The 16646-nt window shown below is 69.3% G+C and carries 14 protein-coding genes and 1 pseudogene; 11 read left to right on the top strand and 4 right to left on the bottom strand.

The features are described from left to right. The first annotated feature begins 2 nt into the window (after positions 1–2). From ACZ51D_RS01555 to ACZ51D_RS01505, 11 genes and pseudogenes are all read left to right on the top strand, one after another. Positions 3–683 carry an L-ribulose-5-phosphate 4-epimerase gene (locus ACZ51D_RS01555; protein ID WP_465660757.1) on the top strand — a complete coding sequence of 227 codons (681 nt, stop codon included), beginning with the start codon at positions 3–5 and terminating at the stop codon, positions 681–683. A gap of 11 nt (positions 684–694) precedes the next feature. Further along, positions 695–2200, top strand: coding sequence for an L-arabinose isomerase (gene araA / locus ACZ51D_RS01550; RefSeq protein ID WP_465660755.1), 1506 nt, complete (start codon positions 695–697; stop codon positions 2198–2200). Positions 2201–2276: 76 nt separating this feature from the next. Further along, positions 2277–2609: an aldose epimerase family protein gene (locus tag ACZ51D_RS01545; protein ID WP_465660753.1), complete on the top strand. Its 333-nt coding sequence runs from the start codon at positions 2277–2279 to the stop codon at positions 2607–2609. A gap of 6 nt (positions 2610–2615) precedes the next feature. Beyond that, positions 2616–2859, top strand: a pseudogene (locus ACZ51D_RS01540) (aldose epimerase family protein); the annotation flags it as partial. A 353-nt stretch (positions 2860–3212) separates the two neighbouring features. After that, complete coding sequence (locus ACZ51D_RS01535) at positions 3213–3374, top strand: hypothetical protein (RefSeq protein ID WP_465660751.1); 162 nt, start codon at positions 3213–3215, stop codon at positions 3372–3374. A 356-nt stretch (positions 3375–3730) separates the two neighbouring features. After that, positions 3731–4729, top strand: a complete 999-nt coding sequence (locus tag ACZ51D_RS01530; RefSeq protein ID WP_465660749.1) for an ABC transporter substrate-binding protein — start codon at positions 3731–3733, stop codon at positions 4727–4729. A gap of 56 nt (positions 4730–4785) precedes the next feature. After that, positions 4786–6336, top strand: coding sequence for a sugar ABC transporter ATP-binding protein (locus tag ACZ51D_RS01525; protein WP_465622806.1), 1551 nt, complete (start codon positions 4786–4788; stop codon positions 6334–6336). Beyond that, positions 6336–7388: an ABC transporter permease gene (locus ACZ51D_RS01520; protein WP_465622804.1), complete on the top strand. Its 1053-nt coding sequence runs from the start codon at positions 6336–6338 to the stop codon at positions 7386–7388. The genes ACZ51D_RS01525 and ACZ51D_RS01520 overlap by 1 nt, the downstream gene beginning before the upstream one ends. Continuing rightward, positions 7385–8371: a galactofuranose ABC transporter, permease protein YjfF gene (gene yjfF, locus ACZ51D_RS01515; RefSeq protein WP_465660747.1), complete on the top strand. Its 987-nt coding sequence runs from the start codon at positions 7385–7387 to the stop codon at positions 8369–8371. The genes ACZ51D_RS01520 and yjfF overlap by 4 nt, the downstream gene beginning before the upstream one ends. A gap of 163 nt (positions 8372–8534) precedes the next feature. Beyond that, positions 8535–8717: a hypothetical protein gene (locus ACZ51D_RS01510; RefSeq protein ID WP_465622802.1), complete on the top strand. Its 183-nt coding sequence runs from the start codon at positions 8535–8537 to the stop codon at positions 8715–8717. 296 nt (positions 8718–9013) lie between these two features. Beyond that, positions 9014–10093 carry a LacI family DNA-binding transcriptional regulator gene (locus ACZ51D_RS01505; protein WP_360501626.1) on the top strand — a complete coding sequence of 360 codons (1080 nt, stop codon included), beginning with the start codon at positions 9014–9016 and terminating at the stop codon, positions 10091–10093. A gap of 96 nt (positions 10094–10189) precedes the next feature. Here ACZ51D_RS01505 and mmsB read toward each other — a convergent pair whose 3' ends face one another. The 4 genes from mmsB to ACZ51D_RS01485 all read right to left on the bottom strand — a co-directional run bounded on the left by mmsB (position 10190) and on the right by ACZ51D_RS01485 (position 16272). Next, positions 10190–11434 carry a multiple monosaccharide ABC transporter permease gene (gene mmsB / locus ACZ51D_RS01500; RefSeq protein ID WP_465660745.1) on the bottom strand — a complete coding sequence of 415 codons (1245 nt, stop codon included), beginning with the start codon at positions 11432–11434 and terminating at the stop codon, positions 10190–10192. Next, complete coding sequence (gene mmsA, locus ACZ51D_RS01495) at positions 11431–12999, bottom strand: multiple monosaccharide ABC transporter ATP-binding protein (protein ID WP_465622799.1); 1569 nt, start codon at positions 12997–12999, stop codon at positions 11431–11433. The genes mmsB and mmsA overlap by 4 nt, the downstream gene beginning before the upstream one ends. A 106-nt stretch (positions 13000–13105) precedes the next feature. Beyond that, positions 13106–14206: a multiple monosaccharide ABC transporter substrate-binding protein gene (gene chvE / locus ACZ51D_RS01490; protein WP_360501618.1), complete on the bottom strand. Its 1101-nt coding sequence runs from the start codon at positions 14204–14206 to the stop codon at positions 13106–13108. Between the two features lie 623 nt (positions 14207–14829). Next, positions 14830–16272 carry a non-reducing end alpha-L-arabinofuranosidase family hydrolase gene (locus ACZ51D_RS01485; RefSeq protein WP_465660743.1) on the bottom strand — a complete coding sequence of 481 codons (1443 nt, stop codon included), beginning with the start codon at positions 16270–16272 and terminating at the stop codon, positions 14830–14832. Positions 16273–16646 lie beyond the last annotated feature (374 nt).

Below are 16646 nucleotides of genomic sequence, written 5' to 3'. Positions count from 1 at the left end.
CTGTGAGCACCCTGCCCGACACCGTGGCGCTGCTGCGCCGCCACGTCAGCGAACTGCACCAGGAGCTGGTGCGCTACAACCTGGTCGTCTGGACCGCCGGCAACGTCTCCGCCCGGGTGCCCGGCCACGACCTGCTGGTGATCAAGCCGAGCGGCGTCTCGTACGACGAGCTGTCGCCGGAGAACATGATCCTCTGCGACCTGGACGGCAAGGTCGTCGAGGGCGACTACTCGCCCTCCTCCGACACCGCCGCCCACGCGTACGTCTACCGGCACATGCCCGAGGTCGGGGGAGTGGTGCACACCCACTCGACGTACGCCTGCGCCTGGGCGGCGCGCGGCGAGGCCGTGCCCTGCGTACTGACCGCGATGGCCGACGAGTTCGGCGCCGAGATCCCGGTCGGCCCGTTCGCCCTGATCGGCGACGACTCGATCGGCAGGGGCATCGTCGAGACGCTCAGCGGCCACCGCTCCCCGGCCGTGCTGATGAAGAGCCACGGCGTCTTCACCGTCGGCAAGGACGCGAAGGCGGCGGTCAAGGCGGCCGTGATGTGCGAGGACGTCGCCCGCACGGTCCACATCTCCCGCCAGCTCGGCGAGCCGCTGCCGATCGCCCAGGCGGACATCGACAGCCTCAACCACCGCTACCAGAACGTGTACGGCCAGCAGTCCGTGGCCGGCTAAGGAGTCCTGAAGTGACGTCACTCGAAGGCCGCGAGGTCTGGTTCCTCACCGGAAGCCAGGGGCTCTACGGCGAGGACACCCTGCGGCAGGTCGCCGAGCAGTCCCGGCAGATCGCCGACGCGCTGGGCGACGGTACCGGCCTGCCGGTCAAGGTCCGGTGGATGCCCGTGCTCACCGACGCCTCCGCGATCCGCCGCGTCTGTCTGGAGGCCAACGCCTCCGACGACTGCGTCGGGTTGATCGCCTGGATGCACACCTTCTCCCCGGCGAAGATGTGGATCGCCGGACTCGACGCGCTGCGCAAGCCGCTGCTGCACCTGCACACCCAGGCGAACGTCGCGCTGCCGTGGGCGTCCATCGACATGGACTTCATGAACCTGAACCAGGCGGCCCACGGCGACCGCGAGTTCGGCTACATCCAGTCCCGCCTCGGGGTGGCCCGCAAGACCGTCGCCGGCCACGTGAGCGACCCGTCGGTGGCCGCCAGGATCGGCTCCTGGGTCCGCGCCGCCGCCGGCCGCGCCGAGCTCAGCACCCTGAAGCTCGCCCGCTTCGGCGACAACATGCGCGATGTCGCCGTCACCGAGGGCGACAAGGTCGAGGCGCAGCGGCGGTTCGGCGTCTCGGTCAACACCTACGGCGTCAACGACCTGGTCGACGCGGTCGACGCGGTCGCGGACGACGCGATCACCGAGCTGGTGAAGGAGTACGAGGACACCTACCGGGTGTCGGCCGAACTCCGCCACGGCGCCGACCGCCACGAGTCGCTGCGCTACGCGGCGCGGATCGAGCTCGGCCTGCGCGGGTTCCTGGACGAAGGCGGCTTCAACGCCTTCACCACCAACTTCGAGGACCTCGGTGGTCTGCGCCAGCTGCCCGGCCTCGCCGTGCAGCGCCTGATGGCCGACGGCTACGGCTTCGGCGGCGAGGGCGACTGGAAGACCTCCGTCCTGCTGCGCACGCTCAAGGCGGCGGCCGCCGGGCTGCCCGGCGGCACGTCCTTCATGGAGGACTACACGTACCACCTGGAGCCCGGTCAGGAGGTCATCCTCGGCGCCCACATGCTGGAGGTCTGCCCGAGCATCGCGTCCGAGACGCCCACGCTCGAGATCCACCCGCTGGGCATCGGCGGCCGCGAGGACCCCGTCCGGATGGTCTTCGACGCGCAGACCGGGCCGGCCGTGGTGGTGGGCCTGGCCGACATGGGCGACCGGTTCCGGCTGGTGGCCAACGAGATCGACGTCGTCGAGCCCGCCGAGCCGCTGCCGAACCTGCCGGTCGCCCGCGCCGTCTGGAAGCCGCGGCCGAACCTGCGGACCTCCGCCGAGGCGTGGCTGACCGCCGGGGCCCCGCACCACACCGTGCTCTCCAGCGCGATCGGCGCCGAGGAGCTGACCGACCTCGCGGAGATGGTCGGCACCGAACTGCTGCTCATCGACGCGGACACCACGATGCGCCAGTTCACCAAGGAGATCCGCTGGAACCAGGCTTACCACCGGCTGGCCCAGGGTTTCTGACACCCCGACGTGGCGGCGCCCGGCGCCGGCGGGGCGCCGCCACAGCACCATGTCCCACCCTCGAAAACGCAGCAGCATGACCGCCGCACTGTCCGTCCGGCACGAGCCGTATGCCGTCCTCCCGGACGGACGGACCATCAGGTGCCGGACGTTCGGCTGCGAGAGCGCGGTCACGGTGGAGATGCTCGACCTCGGTGCGACCCTGCACATGCTGCGCGCTCCCGACCGGGAGGGGCGGCGGGCCAACGTCGTCCTGGGCGCCGCGACGGTAGCCGATCCGATCGGCCCGGCCCGCTACTTCGGCGCCACCGTGGGCCGGTACGCCAACCGGATCGCCCGCGCGGAACTGCCGATCGACACAACTGGGCACTGCGAGCGGCCACTTCACCGCGCCGCGCCGCCGTCCTGAGCCACCCCGGAAAGTGGGCGGCGACTCGAGCGCCTGACCACCGAGCCGGGCCTTCAGATCTACACCGGCAACCACTTCGACGGGACCATCAGCGGTGTCGGCGGCCGACGGTACGGAGGCGTACGCGGGTGTCGCGCTGGAGACCCAGCACTTCCCCGACTCGCCGCACCACCCCGACTATCCGTCCACGGTGCTGCGCCCCGGTGAGGAGTACCGCAGCACCACCCGCTATTGCTTCTCCACAATGTGACGCATGGTCGGAGCCGAGGCAGGCATGTCGTCGAATATCGCCCTGTCTGCGTCCCCCGATCCCCCACCTTTCCCTTCGCGCCTTTCCCTCCGCGCCTTGCCCGGAAGCGGACGGGGATTCCGCGAGCCCGGGTGTCCTGGCGAGACCCGAATGTGACCTGCACAAGGCATTGACGGACAGAATGTTAGCGATAACAATTCACACGTCGGTAGTGATCCGGACACTGACAGGGGCTCAATTGCGGCAGCTTTCAAGGCGCGCCCCCGTGACCTGTCGGCGCGCTTTCTCGACGGTTCATTGTCAGCGCCAACTGCCACATTGCCCGTAGACCCCACCGAGTACGGAGATCAAAGATGAGCTCCACCGGAGCCGCCGTCGGCGCGACCCGCTTCTCGTCCGAGGCGTCCGCGGAGCTGACCGGCAGAGCCGCCTTCCGCCGGTCGGCCTTCGGGACCGCTCCTGGTGACCCGCAGGGCGGGGTCCTGGCCAGGCAGTGGGGCCTCACGGTCAAATAGGCGACCGGCCGGGCCCGCTGCCCCGCACGGCTGCGGCCGCCCGGGACCGCCCGTTCCCCCGCTTCCACGGGCGACCCCGTGGCGGCCGCAGCCCCTCCCGGCGCCATCGGTGGGGAGCGGAAGATCCACTCACGTCGCACCCGTCCCGTCCGGCGCCCGCACGCTCGCCCGCCGCCCGAGCGGCGCGTACCCGCAGACACCGAGGATCGCCATTCGCGGCGGGGGCGGTGGCCGGCCTTCGAGGCCCGTCGACCGTGCCGGTCGGCGCCCGCCCCTCGGCCGCCCTCCGGGGCCGGAGCATCACCGATCGCACTTCAGACAACGCTCACTGATCCGCCATCATCAAGGAGAGCACGATGTCCCGTTCCATCAGCAGAACCTTCGGCGCCGTCGCGGTCGCCGCCGCGCTGACCGTCTCGCTGGCCGCCTGCGACGGCAAGAAGGCCCCCGCGGGCTCCGCCGACGCGGGCGGTCAGCACAAGCTCGTCTTCGGCTTCTCGCAGGTCGGCGCCGAGAGCGGCTGGCGCTCCGCGAACACCAAGTCGATCCAGGACGCGGCGAAGGCGGCCGGCTTCGAGCTGAAGTTCTCGGACGCCCAGCAGAAGCAGGAGAACCAGATCGCCGCGATCCGGTCCTTCATCCAGCAGAAGGTGGACGTCATCGGCTTCTCGCCGGTGGTCACCACGGGCTGGGACACCGTCCTGAAGGAGGCCAAGGCGGCCGGCATCCCGGTCATCCTCACCGACCGGGCCGTCGACACCCAGGACAAGACGCTCTACAAGTCGTTCATCGGGTCGGACTTCGTCAAGGAGGGCACCAGCGCCGGGCAGTGGCTGGTGGACGCCGAGAAGAGCGCGACCGGGCCGGTGAACATCGCCGAGCTCGAGGGCACCACCGGATCGGCCCCGGCGCTCGACCGGAAGAAGGGCTTCGAGGACGTCGTCCTCAAGGACCCGAAGTTCAAGATCATCGCCGACCAGACCGGTGACTTCACCCGCGCCAAGGGCAAGGAGGTCATGGAGGCCTTCCTCAAGGCGCACAAGGACATCAACATCCTCTTCGCGCACAACGACGACATGGCCGTCGGCGCCATCCAGGCCATCGAGGAGGCCGGCCTCAAGCCGGGCACGGACATCAAGATCGTCTCGATCGACGGCATCAAGGACGCCTTCCAGGCGATGGCCGACGGCAAGATCGAGGAGGTCGTCGAGTGCAACCCGCTGATCGGCCCGCAGATCATGGACCTGGTCCAGAAGATCCACGACAAGCAGGACGTGTCCGACCGGGTCCTCTCCAAGGAGGGCGTCTTCACCAAGGACCAGGCCGCCGCCGAGCTCCCCAACCGCCAGTACTGACCACCCCGCCGGGGCCCGCACAGGGCCCCGGCCACCAGGCGAGGAGAGGAGCAACCATGCCGGCGCCACAGTCCGCCAGCCCGGTCCTCGAAATGACCGGTATCAGCAAGGAGTTCGCCGGATTCCAGGCTCTGTCCGGCGTCGACCTCCGGCTATTCGCCGGCGAGGTGCACGCCCTGATGGGCGAGAACGGCGCCGGGAAGTCGACCCTGATCAAGGTACTCACCGGCGTCCACACCGCGGAGGCCGGCGAGATCGTCCTCGCCGACGCGCCGGTCCGTTTCGGCGGCCCGCTGCAGGCACAGGGAGCCGGAGTCAGCACCGTCTACCAGGAGGTGAACCTCTGCCCGAACCTCTCGGTCGCGGAGAACCTCTTCCTCGGACGTGAACCGCGCCGCCTCGGCGGCATCCACTGGTCCGCCCTGCGCCGCAAGGCGGCCGAGCTGCTGCGCAGCCTGGACCTCGACATCGACGTACGGGCCGAAGTCGGCACCCTGCCACTCGCGTTGCAGCAGATGGTCGCCATCGCCCGAGCCGTGGACACCGAGGACGGCGGCGTCGGCGGGCTGAAGGTCCTGATCCTGGACGAGCCCACCTCCAGCCTCGACCGCGACGAGGTCGCGCGGCTCTTCACGGTCATCCGCCGGCTGCGCGAGGAGGGCGTGGCGATCCTCTTCGTCACGCACTTCCTCGACCAGGTCTACGAGGTCTGCGACCGGATCACCGTCCTGCGCGACGGGCAGCTGGTGGGGGAGTACCTGACCGCCGAGCTGCCCCAACTGGAGCTGGTCGCGGCGATGCTGGGCCAGGAACTCGGCGAGCTGGAGGTCTCCGACCACCAGCGGACGGGCCGGGAGTCCGGTGCGGCCGGCGAGCCGTACGTGGCCGCGCACGGCCTCGGGCGCAAGGGCGCGGTGGAGCCGTTCGACCTGGCCCTGCACCCGGGAGAGGTGGTCGGCCTGGCCGGCCTGCTCGGCGCCGGGCGCTCCGAGGCCGCCCGGCTGATCGCGGGGGCCGACCACGCGGACACCGGCAAGATCTCCGTCGCCGGACAGAGCGTCAGCCTGCGCAGCCCGCGGGCCGCGATCCGGCACGGCATCGCGTTCTGCTCCGAGAACCGCCGCACGGAGGGCATCGTCCCGGACCTCACCGTCCGCGAGAACATCCTGCTCGCCCTGCAGGCTTCCCGCGGCTGGACCAGGCCGCTGCCGACCCGCCGGGCCGACGAACTGGTCGACAAGTGGATCAAGGCGCTGCACGTCCATCCGGCCGACCCCTCGGCCCTGGTCCGCAACCTCAGCGGCGGCAACCAGCAGAAGGTCCTGCTCGCGCGCTGGCTGATCACCGAACCCAAGCTGCTGATCCTGGACGAGCCCACCCGTGGCATCGACATCGGCGCCAAGACCGAGATCCAGAAGCTGGTCGCCTCGCTGGCCGAGGACGGCATGGCAGTCCTCTACATCTCCGCCGAACTCGAAGAGGTCCTGCGCCTCTCCGACACCGTCGGCGTGCTGCGCGACCACGAGCTCGTGGCGACGCTCCCCAACACTCCCGAACTCACCCTGGACCGGCTCATGGAGACCATCGCGAGCGGAGGTGCCCACTGATGAGGCAACTCCTAGGCCACCGACTGTTCTGGCCGGTGGCCCTGCTGGCCGCACTGCTCGTCACCAACGTGATCTACTCGCCGGACTTCCTCAGCATCCGGGTCCGTGACGGCCACCTCTACGGCAGCCTGATCGACATCCTGCGCCTCGGCTCGCCGCTGCTGCTGGTCGCCCTCGGGATGACGCTGGTCATCGCCACCGGCGGCATCGACCTCTCGGTCGGCGCCCTGGTGGCCATCTCCGGAGCCGTCGCCTGCCTGAACATCAGTCACCTGACGAACCAGAAGGACAGCGGGGCGGTCGTGCTGGCCGTGCTGCTCGCGCTGGCGGTCTGCGTCGCCCTCGGGATCTGGAACGGCCTGCTGGTGGCGGGAGCCGGGATGCAGCCGATCATCGCCACCCTGGTGCTGATGGTCGCCGGGCGCGGTGTCGCCCAGATGATCACCGGCGGACAGATCATCACCGTCAACAGCGAGCCGTACCACCTGATCGGCGGCGGCTACGAACTCGGCCTGCCGCTCTCGGTCCTGATCGCGGCGGCAGTGCTGGTACTGACCGGTCTCACGGTTCGACGCAGCGCGCTCGGCCTGCTGCTCGAGTCGGTCGGCGGAAACCGCGAGGCCAGCCGGCTGGTCGGCATCCGGGCGCGGGGCCTCACGGTCACGGTGTACGCCTTCTGCGCCCTGTGCGCGGCCGGCGCCGGGCTGATGATCAGCTCCAACGTCGCGTCGGCGGACGGCAACAACGCCGGTCTGTGGATCGAGCTCGACGCCATCCTGGCCGTCGTGATCGGCGGGACCTCGCTCTCCGGGGGCCGCTTCCACCTCGGCGGTACGGCCGTCGGAGCGCTCGTCATCCAGACCCTCTCCACGACCGTCTACACGATCGGCGTGCCGCCGGAGACCACCCTGGTGTTCAAGGCCCTGGTGGTCACCGCAGTGTGCCTGCTGCAGTCCCCGGCCTTCCGCGCCAAGGTGCTCCCCGGCCGGGCCCGCCGCCGTGCCGGTGTCGTCGAAGCCAAGCCAGGGAAGAAGGAGGCCACGGCGGCATGAGTACGACGTCCCTGCGGGAGTTCGCCGCACAGCGCCGGGGCTACCTCCCGGTCCTCGCCACCACCGCGCTCTTCGCGCTCACTCTGGAGGCCGGCAGCTACCGCTACTACGGCTTCCTCTCCGGCCAGGTCCTGGCCAACCTCTTCGTCGACAACGCCCACCTGCTGGTGATCGCCGTCGGCATGACCTTCGTGATCCTGACCGGCGGGATCGACCTCTCGGTCGGCGCGGTCGGGGCGCTCAGCACCATGCTCTGTGCCGACCTGGTCGAACGTCAGGGCTGGCCACCGCTGTTGGTGATCCCGCTGGTCCTGGTGGTCGGCGGGCTGTTCGGCGCCGGGATGGGGTACGCCATCCACCACTTCGAAGTGCAGCCGTTCATCGCCACGTTGGCGGGCATGTTCTTCGCCCGGGGCCTCTGCTACCTGATCAGCACCGACTCCATCCCGATCTCCGACCACCTGTTCACCACCCTGGCGCAGAGCCATCTGACGCTGCCCGGCGGGGTGTTCGTCTCGTGGTCGGTGGTGATCGCCGTATCGGTGGTGGCGGCCGCGTTCGTCGTGCTGCACTACACCCGGTTCGGCAGGGCGGTGTACGCCGTCGGCGGCAACCCGCAGTCGGCGCTGCTCATGGGCGTGCCGGTCGGACGGACCGTCATCCGGGCCTACACCGTCAGCGGGCTCTGCTCCGCGCTCGGCGGCGTGCTCTTCACGCTGTACACCCTGTCGGGCTACAGCCTGCACCTGGTCGGCACCGAACTGGACGCCATCGCGGCCGTGGTGATCGGCGGGACGCTGCTCACCGGCGGTTCGGGATACGTCCTGGGCACGGTGCTGGGCGTCCTGGTGCTCGGCGTGATCCAGACCATCATCACCTTCGAGGGCACGCTCAGCTCCTGGTGGACGAAGATCGCGGTCGGCACGCTGCTCTTCGTCTTCGTCCTGCTGCAGCGCATCATGACGGCCCGCCGCCGCTCCTGACGGACGGCGGCGGGCTCAACGGGGGACCACGCACGGGGGACCAGCAAGAAAACACCACCAGCACCACCACCGGTGCCATGGCGCCCGCAGGACCGGCGCCATGGCACCTTCCCTTTGCCACCCACCAGCAAGGGATCCCCATGCGCCACCGGATCAGAATCCGGTGAACGCGCACACCGCGACACTCGGGTCGGGCGCGACCCACACCGTCGGCCAGGTCGGCTCGCACAGCCTGGGCCTGACCGGATCCTCCACCGCCGACGCGGACATCGCCGCACCCGTGGTGGACACCTCGAAGTCGTTCTCGGTGTCCGCCTGGGTGAAGCTCGACAACTCAAGGCGCTGAAGCCCTCGTCCATCCGGTTGGACTGCTCGAGTACCCGGAGTGGTGCGAGGACCGGGCTCGGCAGCTCCTTCACCCGCGCCTTCCCGCCGTACTCGGTCACCGTCCTCACCGTCGGCTGACGACCGGCCGCGCCTCCGCACACCCACCCGGTGCGGAGGCGCGGCGTGTCGTCGGCCGCTGCGAGCTGTGACGGTTGCCTGGCCGGCGGCGCCGGTGCCGGGGCGCCAACCGGAGCGCGCCCGCGCTCTCGGTAGGCTCGTGAGAGTGATCCACAAACTCAGGACGGAGCGGAGATCATGAGCACCGCCGCAGGTCGACAGGGCAGGTCGGAGGAGGCCGCTGCCGCCGGGCCCCGCCAGCCGGTGATGGCCGACGTCGCGGCGCTGGCCGGAGTCTCGCACCAGACCGTCTCCCGGGTTCTCAACGATCACCCGAACGTACGCCCGGCCACCCGCGACCGCGTGCTCTCGGCGATCCGGGAGCTGGGCTACCGCCCGAACTCGGCAGCCCGCACGCTGGTCACCCGGAAGTCGAACATGCTCGGCGTGGTGAGCTTCGACACCACGCTGTTCGGCCCGGCCTCGATGCTCTACGGCATCGAGCGGGCCGCTCGCGCGGCGGGCTACTACATCAGCATCGTCTCGCCGCGCGCACTGGACGCCCGATCGGTACAGGAGGCCGTCGACCGCCTGCGCGACCAGGGCGTCGAGGGCATCGTGCTGATCGCGCCCCAGACCTCCGCGGCGGACCCGCTGGCCCACATCTCGGTGAGCGTCCCGGTCGTTCGCCTCGGTACGTCCGGCCAGGTCCGGGTGCCCACGGTGGCCGCGGACAACATCGCAGGCGCCAGGGCGGCGACGCGGTTCCTGCTCGATCTCGGGCACCGCACGGTGCACCACGTCTCGGGCCCACCGAGCTGGCTGGAGGCCCGGCACCGCGCCGAGAGCTGGTCCGCCACGCTCGCCGATGCCGGCGTGGCCGCACCCCGCCCGCTGCCCGGCGACTGGAGCTCCCGTTCGGGGTACGAGGCCGGCCGGCAGCTGGCAGCGGACCCGGACGTCACGGCGGTGTTCTGCGCGAACGACCACATGGCGCTCGGCCTGCTCTGGGCGCTGCACGAGGCGGGCCGCCGGGTGCCCGAGGACATCAGCGTGGTCGGTTTCGACGACATCCCGGAGGCGTCCTATCTGGTGCCGCCGCTGACCACGGTCCGCCAGGACTTCGGCGGGCTCGGCCGACGCGGGCTCGAGCTCCTCGTCGCCCAGCTCGACGACACCCCGGACAACCGCTCGGGCGCACCCGGCAGCGTCCTGGTGGCCCCGGAGATGGTGGTCCGCCTGAGCACCGCGCCCGCACCCGCTCGCAGCCGGGCGTAGTCCGGACAGCCCGGCGCCCGCACCCGGCCCTGCCCGCGCACGGCACTGTGCCCGCCCCTCACACGAGAGGCGGGCACAGTGCCGTGCGGGGAGGGTTCAGGATCCGCTCTTGCGCTTGTTCCAGACGTCGAAACCGACGGCGGCCAGCAGCACCAGACCCTTGATGACCTGCTGGTAGTCGGTACCGATGCCCACCAGCGACATGCCGTTGTTCAGCACACCCAGCACCAGGCCACCGACGATCGCACCGAACACCGTGCCGACACCGCCGCTGGCCGAGGCCCCGCCGATGAACGCGGCCGCGATCGCCTCCAGCTCGAAGTTGATACCGGCGTTCGGCGTTCCCGCGTTCAACCGGGCCGCGTAGACCATGCCCGCCAGCGCCGCGAGGACGCCCATGTTGACGAAGACCAGGAAGACGACGCGCTTGCTCTTCACACCCGACAGCTTCGCCGCCGCCTGGTTGCCGCCGATGGCGTACGTGTGCCGGCCCAGGATGGAGTTGCGCATCAGGTAGCCGAACGCCACCAGCAGCACGCCCAGGATCAGCAGCACGATCGGAAAGCCGTGGTAGCTCGCGAGCAGCAGGGTGAAGACGACGACGGCGGCGGTGATCGCCGCGCACTTCGCCAGGAAGAGCCCGACCGGCAGCGGCTCCAGGCCGTGGCGCTGCGCCTGGCGGCGGCCGCGCACCTCCTGCAGCAGGGAGACGGCCAGCACGGCCAGGCCGAGCAGCAGAGTCAGGTTGTGGTAGTTGGTCTGCGGACCGACCTCGGGCAGGAACCCACTGCTGATCTTCTGGAAGCCCTTCGGGAACGGCGCCACCGACTGGCCCTGGAGCAGGATCTGCGTGCCGCCCCGGAAGAGCAGCATCCCGGCCAGCGTGACGATGAACGACGGTATGCCGATGTACGCGATCCAGAAGCCCTGCCAGGCGCCGGCCGCCGCGCCGATGAGCAGTGCCGCTACCAGGGCCACCGGCCAGGAGATGTGGTCCTTGGCCATCATCACCGCGGCCGCCGCGCCGACGAACGCCGCCAGCGAGCCGACCGAGAGGTCGATGTGCCCGGCGATGATGACGATCATCATGCCGATCGCCAGGATCAGGATGTAGCTGTTCTGCTGGATCAGGTTGGTGACATTGAGCGGCTTGAGCAGGATGCCGTCGGTCCAGAACTGGAACAGCACCACGATCAGGGCGAGGGCGACCAGCATGCCGTACTGGCGGAGGTTGCCGCGCACGGCCTGCACCAGCAGGCCGAGCGTGCCGGGGGTGCCGTCGCCCGGGGCCGGCGCGGTGGGCGCGGGGCGCAGGCTTTCTTCGGTCTTCACGTCGCTCATTCGGTAGTTCCCTGCTCGATGTCGGGCGCCTTGCCCCTGGTCATGAGGCGCATGAGTGATTCCTGTGTGGCGTCCGCCCGCTGGACCTCGCCGGTCAGCCGGCCCTCGGCCATGGTGTAGACGCGGTCGCACATGCCGAGGAGCTCGGGCAGTTCGGAGGAGATCATCAGGATCGCCTTGCCCTGCGCCGCCAACTCACCGATGACCGTGTAGATCTCGTGCTTCGCGCCGACGTCGATGCCCCGGGTGGGCTCGTCGAGAATCAGCACCTCGGGCGCCGAGAAGATCCACTTGCTCAGCACCACCTTCTGCTGGTTGCCGCCGCTGAGCTTGCCGGTGGCCGCGAAGATCGACGGGGCCTTGATGTTCATGCTCTTGCGGTAGGACTCGGCGACCCGGGACTCCGCGTACTCGTCGACGATCCCGCGCTTCGAGACCTTGCCCAGCGCGCTGAGCGAGATGTTCCGGCCGATGCTGTCCATCAGGTTCAGCCCGAAGTGCTTGCGGTCCTCGGTGACGTACGCGAGGCCGTGCTTGATCGCCTCGGGGACGGTCCGGGTGCGGATCTCCTTGCCGTTCAGCTCGACCCGGCCGCCGGCGTACCGGCCGTACGAGCGCCCGAAGACGCTCATCGCCAACTCGGTCCGGCCGGCGCCCATCAGGCCTGCGATGCCGGCGATCTCGCCGCGCCGCACGTTGATCGAGACACCGTCGACCACCTTGCGGTGCTGGTCGATCGGGTGGAACACCGTCCAGTCGTCGATCGCGAAGGCGATCTCCCCCGCGTCCTCGCCCGTGTACGGCTCGCGCTCGGGGAAGCGGTGGTCGAGGTCGCGGCCGACCATCCCACGGATGATCCGGTCCTCGGCGATGCCCTCCTCGCCGACCTGGATGGTCTCGATGGTCCGGCCGTCGCGCAGGATGGTGACGGCGTCGGCGACCCGCGCGATCTCGTTGAGCTTGTGCGAGATGATGATGCAGGAGATGCCCTGCGCCTTGAACTCGAGGATCAGGTCGAGGAGCTTGCGGCTGTCCTCGTCGTTGAGCGCGGCGGTGGGCTCGTCCAGGATGAGCAGCTTGACCTGCTTGGCGAGCGCCTTGGCGATCTCCACCAGCTGCTGCTTGCCCACGCCGATGTCGGCGACCCTGGTCTGCGGGTGCTCGGGCAGGCCGACCCGCGCGAGCAACTCCTTCGCATGGCCGAGAGCCCGGTTCCAGTCGATGATCCCCCGGCGGGAGTGCTCGTTGCCGAGGAAGATGTTCTCGGCGATCGAGAGGTAGGGGACCAGGGCGAGTTCCTGGTGGATGATGACGATTCCGCGGTGTTCGCTCGCCCTGATGTCCTTGAAGGCGCAGGGCTCGCCCTCGAAGAGGATCTCCCCGTCGTAGGACCCGTGCGGGTGGACGCCGCTGAGGACCTTCATCAGGGTCGACTTACCGGCGCCGTTCTCGCCGCAGATGGCGTGCACCTCACCCGGCGCGACGGTGAGGTTCACGTCCGAGAGGGCCTTGACGCCGGGGAAGGACTTGCTGATCGAACGCATCTCGAGGACGGGTCCGGCCATGTGGTGCATCCGTTCGCTTGGGGGCGGGGCCGGCGGCGGGATCGGTCGGGGCGGTCCGCCGCCGGCTCCGCCGGCTCGGGGTGTGGCCCGGGTTCGGGCCGACAGGCTACTTGAGCTGGTCGGCGGTGTAGTAGCCGCCGTCCACCAGCACCTTCTGGTAGTTCGCCTTGTCGACGCTCACCGGGTCGAGCAGGTAGGCCGGCACGACCTTGACGCCGTTGTTGTACTGCTTCTCGTCGTTGACCTCGGGCTTGCCACCGGTCAGCACGGCGTTGGCCATCTGCACCGTGACCTTGGCCAGCTCACGGGTGTCCTTGTAGACGGTCTCGGTCTGCTCACCCGCGATGATCGACTTCACCGAGGCCAGCTCGGCGTCCTGGCCGGTCACGATCGGCAGTGCCTTGCCGGTACCGCCGTAGCCGACGCCCTTGAGCGAGGACAGGATGCCGATCGAGATGCCGTCGTACGGCGAGAGGACGGCGTCCACGTGCGCGGAGGTGTACGACTTGCTCAGCAGGTTGTCCATCCGGGACTGCGCGACCCCGCCGTCCCAGCGCTGCGTGGCGACCTGGTTGAACTCGGTCTGGCCACTCTGGACCACCAGCTTCTTCGAGTCGATGTACGGCTTGAGCACGCTCATCGCGCCGTTGAAGAAGAAGCCCGCGTTGTTGTCGTCCGGCGAGCCGGCGAAGAGCTCGATGTTGAACGGGCCCTTGCCGTCCTTCAGCCCGAGCTGGTCGGCGATGTAGGTGGCCTGCAGGACGCCGACCTTGAAGTTGTCGAAGGTCGCGTAATAGTCGACGTTCTTGGTGCCACGGATCAGGCGGTCGTACGAGATCACCGGGATCTTCGCGTCGGCGGCCTTCTGCAGCACGTCGGTGAGTGCCGCACCGTCGATCGCCGCGACCACCAGGAGCTTGTCGCCCTTGGTGATCATGTTCTCGAGCTGCGAGACCTGGTTCTCGACGACGTTGTCGCCGTACTGGAGGTCCGTCTTGTAGCCCTGGGCCTGGAACTGCTTGACCATGTTGTTGCCGTCGTTGATCCAGCGCTCCGACGACTTGGTCGGCATCGCGATGCCGATGGTGCCGCCCTTGGCGTCGGCACTCTTGGCGGCACCGTCGCCGACGCCGTTGCTGCTCTGCCCGCAGGCCGACAGCGTCAGGGCGAGTGCCGCCGTGGCGAGTCCCGCTATTGCCTTACGCACAGTTCCTCCAGTGGTGCGCCGAATGCTGCCGAGCCAGCTGCTCGCGGGTTACGTTGCCTGAGTGTTAACGCTAACAACAGGCACGTCAAGAGACCGGTTTCGAACCGTTACCCCGATGTGTCGGAGTGGTTTCCCGGGCTGTGCTGTCGGCCTCGTCGACCACTCGACGAGCCGCCCGAGTTCGACAGTCGGCAGGCCCAAGGGCGGGCTCAACGTGGGGGTTGACCTGGGAAGAATGGGCGTGAGGTGCCGCCGGGGGGTTCTGCGTCCACGACTCCGTGAGGGATAAGGCCTGGTCAGGGGCTGTTCCTGGGCCTGGAGGCCGCTCATCTTCGGCCATCGGCACGGTAGCGCCGCTGGTGTTGCCGGGCCAGGTCCGGCAGCGGACCGGGACGCCCTCGCGGGTGATCGCCAGTCCGATAAAAGGGGACAGAGCCGTCGGTTGGACGGGCCCCACGAAGGAGAGGAACCCCAGCCGACGCGCGGCTGGGGTTCCTCAGGGCGGTGAGTATCGGTCAGCAGGTGGAGTCACCCACGCCGTGAACCGCTCGTCCACGCGTCGGCGGACCGCACCGCATCGCGATCACCGTGGATCGGGGCGGGTCAGCGGTGCAGGGTGCGGGTCAGCGCTGCAGGGTGAGGACGCCCGGCCGGTACGGCAGTTGCAGGTAGGTGGTGTTCGTCGGCGTGTTGGGGGCGTAGCCCTGGTAGAGGAACTGCAGGTTGCAGGGGTCGATGGTCATGGTCTGGTCGGGGTTGTTGCGGACCAGGTCACCGTGGCTGATGTCGTTGGTCCAGGTGGCGCCGCTGTTGGCCTTGCCGGCGAAGGGGTTGCTCTCGCTGGCGGCCTGCGGGGTCCACGCGCCGCTGAGGCTGGAGGCCGTGAACGAGCGGAAGTAGCGCTGCTCAGTGGCACCCCGAGCCTCGACGATCATGAGGTACTGGTTCTGGCCCTGGACCTTGTAGACCTGCGGCGCCTCGAACAGGTTCTTCACCGTGTCGCTCATGACCGTCGTGTACGACGAGCCGAAGTTGCCCGGGAAGTTCCCGATCGGCATGCTCGCCCGGTAGATGCTGCCGTTGTCACCGGCGAAGAACAGGTAGATGTTCTGGTCGTCGGCGATCAGCGTCGGGTCGATCGGGCTGCCGGTGACGCCGGTGGGGAAGCTGCCGGTGAACAGCGCCTGCGGCGCGGACCAGCCGTTGGGGTTGGTGGGGTCGCTGGACGTGCGGTAGGTGAAGGGCCAGGCGGTACCCCACCCCAGTGAGGCGAGCACCCAGACGTTCTTGGGAGCGAAGTAGAACACCTGGGGCGCCACCGCGGACTGGCTCATCCCGGTCTGGCCGGCCGACGCCATGTCCGACCAGTTCGTGAAGGGGCTGAACCCCATCGAGCCCCACGACGATCCGTCAGAGGTCGTCGCGTAGACCAGGTGCTTGCCGTTGTACGTCGTGGTGGTGAAGTCCTTCAGCGCGACCGCCCCGTTCGTCGGCTGTGCCAACGGACCAGTCGAGGTCCACCGGTATGTCGAGGGAAGAGAGCATGTGCTGCCCGTCCCGGACAGGCCGGTCCACTTCTGGTTGCCGGCGCCGGTGCAGTTCCAGAGCTGCACCGCCGTGCCGTTGGCCGTGCCGGCGCCCGAGACGTCCAGGCACAGCCCGGATTCCACGCCGACGATCGTGCCGTCGGAGTTCACCCGCCACTGCTGGTTCGCGGCGCCGGTACAGGACCAGATCTCCACCCGGGTACCGGCCGTGGTGGCGTGGCCCGGGACATCCAGGCACTTGTTGCCGTACACGGTCAGCTGGTTGCTGTCCGTCGACGTCCACTGCTGGTTGGTCCCGCCAGTGCAGTCCCAGATCTGCAGGAACGTGCCGTCGGTCTGGCCGGCGCCCGGGACGTCGAGACACCGACCGGAACCCGTACCGCGCACGGCGCCGGCGGTGGCCGCCTGAGCCGGGCCGGCGACGAGCATCGCGGCCAGTGCGGCCAATGCCGCCAGGACCGCAACCGCGGCGGCGAGCGCCGCAGGCGGACGTCTGCGGTTGAAACCAGGACTGTGCATGGGGGGCCTCGTCATCCTTGAGCAAGCGGCTCGGGTGGGGGAGGGAGACGGCTGCGAAGTGTTAGCGCTAACAAAATGCTGGCAGCAGAACAGCGGTGGAGTGAGGGTGAGTTCCACGTTTATAGACCCGGAGCCCCGATCGTGTCCAGGGATGTGCGAGCGCCCGACATCGACCGGCACGTCTCGGTCGACTCGCCGTCCGTCCGGATCGATGGTCGGAGCTGAGGGTCGAGACCGGTGACGAGTGGCGCGCGCGTTTCACGGATGCGAGTGCGGTCCGCATCCCGGTGGCGATCGGTCGGTCGCCTTCCGGTACGACGGGTCGGCGAGAACGTCTCGACCGCTCACCGACAAAAGTATTGACACGCAAATTG

The sequence above is a fragment of the Kitasatospora sp. NPDC033851 genome (assembly GCF_055576085.1).
This window is presented reverse-complemented; position numbering and strand designations above follow the sequence as displayed.

Bases quoted from the DNA above. Each gene is read 5' to 3' on its own strand.
- ACZ51D_RS01545 (WP_465660753.1), top strand. From the start codon at position 2,277: ATGACCGCCGCACTGTCCGTCCGGCACGAGCCGTATGCCGTCCTCCCG.
- ACZ51D_RS01535 (WP_465660751.1), top strand. From the start codon at position 3,213: ATGAGCTCCACCGGAGCCGCCGTCGGCGCGACCCGCTTCTCGTCCGAG.
- ACZ51D_RS01530 (WP_465660749.1), top strand. From the start codon at position 3,731: ATGTCCCGTTCCATCAGCAGAACCTTCGGCGCCGTCGCGGTCGCCGCC.
- ACZ51D_RS01525 (WP_465622806.1), top strand. From the start codon at position 4,786: ATGCCGGCGCCACAGTCCGCCAGCCCGGTCCTCGAAATGACCGGTATC.
- ACZ51D_RS01520 (WP_465622804.1), top strand. From the start codon at position 6,336: ATGAGGCAACTCCTAGGCCACCGACTGTTCTGGCCGGTGGCCCTGCTG.
- yjfF (WP_465660747.1), top strand. From the start codon at position 7,385: ATGAGTACGACGTCCCTGCGGGAGTTCGCCGCACAGCGCCGGGGCTAC.
- ACZ51D_RS01505 (WP_360501626.1), top strand. From the start codon at position 9,014: ATGAGCACCGCCGCAGGTCGACAGGGCAGGTCGGAGGAGGCCGCTGCC.
- mmsB (WP_465660745.1), bottom strand. From the start codon at position 11,434: ATGAGCGACGTGAAGACCGAAGAAAGCCTGCGCCCCGCGCCCACCGCG.
- mmsA (WP_465622799.1), bottom strand. From the start codon at position 12,999: ATGGCCGGACCCGTCCTCGAGATGCGTTCGATCAGCAAGTCCTTCCCC.
- ACZ51D_RS01485 (WP_465660743.1), bottom strand. From the start codon at position 16,272: ATGCACAGTCCTGGTTTCAACCGCAGACGTCCGCCTGCGGCGCTCGCC.